The sequence below is a fragment of the Paenibacillus sp. P4_A7 genome (genome assembly GCF_056402455.1).
In genome coordinates, this window is record NZ_JBFUHJ010000493.1 from 1 (window position 1) to 3,977 (window position 3,977).

The 3,977-nt window shown below is 46.5% G+C and carries 6 protein-coding genes; 1 reads left to right on the plus strand and 5 read right to left on the minus strand.

Annotated elements, in window-relative coordinates; translation table 11 throughout:
• Together AC1DWN_RS29570 and AC1DWN_RS29575 are read right to left on the minus strand one after the other, a co-directional pair.
• A partial coding sequence (locus tag AC1DWN_RS29570; RefSeq protein ID WP_477562445.1) for an MFS transporter occupies positions 1-716 on the minus strand: 716 nt, incomplete at its 3' end.
• Positions 717-737: 21 nt separating this feature from the next.
• Positions 738-1,121 (minus strand): RidA family protein, encoded by a 384-nt coding sequence (locus tag AC1DWN_RS29575; RefSeq protein ID WP_477562446.1) that lies wholly within the window; start codon positions 1,119-1,121, stop codon positions 738-740.
• A gap of 171 nt (positions 1,122-1,292) precedes the next feature.
• On the opposite strand from AC1DWN_RS29575, the gene AC1DWN_RS29580 reads away from it, so the two are divergent.
• A complete protein-coding gene (locus tag AC1DWN_RS29580) occupies positions 1,293-1,982 on the plus strand; it encodes a helix-turn-helix transcriptional regulator (protein WP_477562447.1) in 690 nt (229 codons plus the stop codon).
• A gap of 104 nt (positions 1,983-2,086) precedes the next feature.
• Here AC1DWN_RS29580 and AC1DWN_RS29585 read toward each other — a convergent pair whose 3' ends face one another.
• The 3 genes from AC1DWN_RS29585 to AC1DWN_RS29595 all read right to left on the minus strand — a co-directional run.
• Positions 2,087-2,872, minus strand: coding sequence for an HAD family hydrolase (locus tag AC1DWN_RS29585; RefSeq protein ID WP_477562448.1), 786 nt, complete (start codon positions 2,870-2,872; stop codon positions 2,087-2,089).
• A gap of 30 nt (positions 2,873-2,902) precedes the next feature.
• Complete coding sequence (locus AC1DWN_RS29590) at positions 2,903-3,700, minus strand: DeoR/GlpR family DNA-binding transcription regulator (RefSeq protein ID WP_477562449.1); 798 nt, start codon at positions 3,698-3,700, stop codon at positions 2,903-2,905.
• 12 nt (positions 3,701-3,712) lie between these two features.
• Positions 3,713-3,977, minus strand: a 265-nt coding sequence (locus AC1DWN_RS29595; RefSeq protein ID WP_477562450.1) for a TOBE domain-containing protein, incomplete at its 5' end; no start/stop codon positions are given.

A 3,977-nucleotide genomic window follows, 5' to 3' on the forward strand; every position in this document is an offset into this window, starting at 1 on the left:
GAGTATACAGAGAAAATAGTGAACGACACTACCCATATTTCAGGCATTTTGATGGCTTGAAGAGCTCCTTGAAACGCCAATTTGTTGCGATTGATTTTATTGCCTTGCTCGTCCGTATCCTTGATGACGTCATCCTCGACAAGAAAATACGAAATGATAGCGATTACAATTGCAATAACGGAAAAGAATATGATAGCTCCTCTTAAACCGGCCGCCCCTTCTCCCAGCCATCTGAAGATTCCAAGTGCCGTGAATGCTACGATCGTGTCGACGACCCCTCTTCCTGCTTCCAGAAAACCGAACATTCTGCCTTGCTCGTCTTTCTCGCCAAGCAATCTTACCGCTTTGATAAGGACGGGCCAGAATGCAATCTCGGCAAATAAAGCGAAAAGCGCCCAAATCACCAAAATCTCGTAATAACCCGGAAACGTTGTCAGATAAAACCCTATAATCCCTACACCGGCCAAAGCGATCGGCAACAATTTTTTCTTGGAGAACCGGTCGGTTACATACATCGAGGTGATGTAACCGAAGGTTTGGATAAAGGCATATACGGACATTGTGATACCGATTTGCGTATGCGTCATATGAAAGTAATCCATCATGGGAATGTAAAATGCGTCTTTCAACCACGGAAGTTTGAAAATCGTCCCCCCGCCCAGAATGAGAACAACAAGCGTAAACCACTTTTTATTCTTGATGCCACTCGTATTCATTACACTCATCTCCCTTCCGGATTAATTTTCTTTTACATACGCTGTTACTTCAATTTCAACCAGTGCATCCTTAGGCAGCCGGGCTACTTCGACGGTGCTTCTCGCCGGATAGTTTTCCCTAAAGTAAGTGGCATATACTTCATTTACCTTTGTAAACGTATTCATGTCTTTTAAATAAATAACGGTTTTTACGACGTGCTTCAATTCGCATCCGGCAGCCAGCAAAATGGCTTTTGCATTTTCGAGCGATTGTCTGGTCTGTTCCTCGATGGATTCCGGCATTTCGCCCGTAACGGGATCGATCGGGAGTTGTCCGGAAACGAATAAGAAGCTTCCGATTCTTACGGCTTGTGAATACGGTCCGATTGCACTTGGAGCGTTCTCGGTTGAAACAGGTGTATGCATATAATGGCCCCCTAGTGGAAATATTATCATAATGAAAATTTATTATTATGATGATTTTATATTACTACAGGTTTCTCATCATTTCAATCTATTTTTGAGAAATTTTTATTGAAATAACAATTTATTATTGATAGACTCAGAATAAGAAACGGCAAATAAAGGTTGGTGAACATGGAAAATTCGGATAAACTCAAGAAGTATATACCCGTCGTTCATTTTATCGCAGAAATAATGGGTAAAAATTGCGAAGTTGTTTTGCATGATGTAACCAAGCCAGACAGCTCCATTGTAGAAATTGTAAATGGTCATATTAGTGGAAGAAAAGTTAGCGGTCCGATTACGGACCTTGCTTTAAAAGTAATGAAAGACAAAAATTATAAGGATAAACATTTCATTTGCAATTATGAAAGCGTCGGCAAAAGCAAGAAAATGTTTCGTTCTTCGAGTTATTTCATTAAGGATGAGCAAAACGAAATCATCGGCATGGTCTGTGTGAACGTAGACCTGACCGATCTCATGAATGCCCGAAGCGTCCTGGATGATGCCATCATGCTTTCCACTGTAGCCGATATTGCCAATCAGGAGCATAATCAAGCGGAGCAGACCAAATCGGCTTTCGACCTAAACGTTCTGGAGAGCTTCGAGGACAACATCGAGGATCTCCTCTTGTCCCTCATTAAAGGGGTGCTGTCCGATAGTGAAATCGCGCCTGAACGTATGTCTCCACAAGAAAAAATGGATATCGTCAGAAAGCTTAACGAAAAAGGGGTATTTTTGCTTAAAGGTGGAGTAAGTGAAGTCGCCAAACATTTGGACGCATCGGAAGCGACGATTTATAGATATTTAAACAAAATCAAATAACGAATCGACGCCGTTAAGGCCCTTGTCAGGAATGCTTCTGTCAAGGGCCTTCTTCCGAGAGAAACCCTGCATCACCAATCTTGAAGACAATCGCAATCACCTGTTCATGAGATTTTCTCCGCCTTTTCCTTTCCCTGCTGCCGGTCTGTCTGCCAGATTAACAGTCCGCCCTCCGCCACGATGTCTCCAACGGAACGGATCACGTGATCGGCATCCTCCAGCTCGGGCCATCCGCTGACGCCGGAAAGAACGCCGATGGCAAGACCTGCCGAGCCGAGTCTGGCGAACTGTATATCCGTCACGGTATCGCCCGCTACGGCCACTTCTTCCGCACTTATATCGCAGGCCTCGCAAAAAGCGCGAAGCATGCTTGGACTCGGTTTCTTTTCGTAGCAGTCCGAAGTACCGATAAAGTCGAAATAGGCTGAGACTCCTGCATGCTCCAGAAAAAAATTCGTCGATTCAAGATCGTCCGCCGTTGCAATGCCGATTTTAAGTCCGTGGCTGCGAAGCTGCCCGAGCAAAAGGTGTAAATCCGCGGTCGGCTTTAAATTATGCCGATTCAATTTGGTCAGCCGGTAAAGCTCTTCGATCAACCAATCCTGCAAAAGCTCCAGCTTATCCGGATTTGCTTGTCTCTCCCTGAGCACGCGAACGAATGCTTCAGAAAGATCCTGCGTGGTGCCGCTGGCGAGTATCCCTTTCGGATCGACTTGATCGCCGTTCAAACCGATGGCACCGAGCAAGCTTTCTTTGACCGAAGGATCTTCTTGCAAGCCGAAGTCCGCCAGCAGACGATCGGCCATTTGCGTCGCCACCAGCACCCAGCCGGAATAAAAGTCAATTAAAGTGCCGTCTTTATCGAACAAAATACCTTTGATCGTTTTCAATGTAGATTCACCCAGTCTATTGTTAGTTGTTTATCCGCATTCCGTAGTGTCCTCGTCCGCTAAGATCCAATCGATGTTTTCCAAATAAGGCTTCCACGAAGGCGGCGCAGCCTGATCGCAAACGATGGCTTGAATTTGATCCAACTGCGAAAATTTGCATAGCGCTTCYACGCCGATTTTGGAATGATCCGCGAGAATGAACGTCTCTTTTGCGACCTGAATCATTTTAGAGGAAATCGAATAATCCTCCAGGCTGTACTCCGTCACGCCCGAAAGTGATATTCCTCCGGGGGAAATGAAAGCCTTGTTCACGCTGAACAGATCCATCATTTTTTCGCAAACCGTACCTCTTGCCGAGTATTGCTCCGCATCCAATTCTCCCCCCAGCAGGATCACCCTTCCATGGTACAAGCCTTGGTTCAAGGAATCCATTAAGGCGTGGGCCGCAGGCACCGAATTGGTCAGAATGGTAACTTTATTCACTCCACGAATGCAATGGGCCATTTCGAGAATTGTGGTTCCTACGCCCATCACGATCGTATCTCCATCTTTTATTAACTGTGCGGCTCTTTGGGCCACTTTTTTCTTTTCTTCTAAGCGAACCTGCCTTCGCTGAACAAACGGCGGCTCTCCCAGCTGAAAATTGATTTTAACGGCTCCTCCGTGCACGCGTCTGAGCAATCCTTCCTTCTCCATCACATCTAGGTCCCGTCGAACGGTTTCCATCGATACGTCAAGCAGGCGGGCCAGATCCGCCGCGTTCACCTTCCCGTAAGCTTGCAGCCGATCAAGAATCGCGGTTTTTCGTTCAACCGACAATACGGACATTGTAATCTCCCTCTATTCCAATAAAGTACAAGCTTCTTCCGGAATCCGTACACTAATGAACAATCCTTCGTCCAAAGCGCCTTTGTGCGGAACATTCAGTTCGTCGATCGTTACGGTCGCATCCTGAGACTGAACCTGGTAACGGCGCACATTGCCGCGAACTGTCGTGCTCAAAATAACCCCTTCAAGCCATAAGCCCCGGTTCCGCGGTTCGGACTGCGCTTCTCCGTCCGGATAAAGCTCCATCACTTCCGGGCGGATCGCATACGTTCCGGGC

What these genes read in the sequence shown, in the direction of transcription:
- AC1DWN_RS29575 (WP_477562446.1), bottom strand. Translation starts at nt 1,121, where the DNA reads ATGCATACACCTGTTTCAACCGAGAACGCTCCAAGTGCAATCGGACCG.
- AC1DWN_RS29580 (WP_477562447.1), top strand. Translation starts at nt 1,293, where the DNA reads ATGGAAAATTCGGATAAACTCAAGAAGTATATACCCGTCGTTCATTTT.